The organism is Bacillus cereus group sp. BfR-BA-01331, from assembly GCF_022663915.1.
In the GTDB taxonomy this organism is placed as follows: Bacteria; Bacillota; Bacilli; order Bacillales; family Bacillaceae_G; genus Bacillus_A; species Bacillus_A mycoides.
In genome coordinates, this window is sequence record NZ_JAKUGJ010000194.1 from 1 (window position 1) to 304 (window position 304).

Here is a 304-nt window from a genome sequence, read left to right on the forward strand (position 1 = left end):
TTGTTCCATGCCGCCTCTTTTTCTTGTTGTGGTACACCTGCAGAAAATTGCTTCATAAATCCAGCCTTATGATCTGCAGCATACGCCTTTTGAAATGCAGCAGTGGACGCCCCAACAAGCGAGTCTACTTGTCCCATGTTTTGATGACCACCCTCTAGTGTTTCTCCCTTTACCCCTTCAACTGCTTTTCCAAGTGCAAGTTGAGACGCAAATGTATCAACAGGCATAGCCCCCGCTTTTATTGCCGCTTGTTCTGCATGATTTCTAAACCCTTGTACTTTTGAATTAAGATGGCCGTTCCATT

General features: G+C 45.1%; 1 protein-coding gene. It reads right to left on the reverse strand.

All coding sequences use genetic code 11. From position 1 onward, the window contains the following. Positions 1 to 304, reverse strand: a 304-nt coding sequence (locus MR155_RS31665; RefSeq protein ID WP_242312143.1) for a hypothetical protein, incomplete at both ends; no start/stop codon positions are given.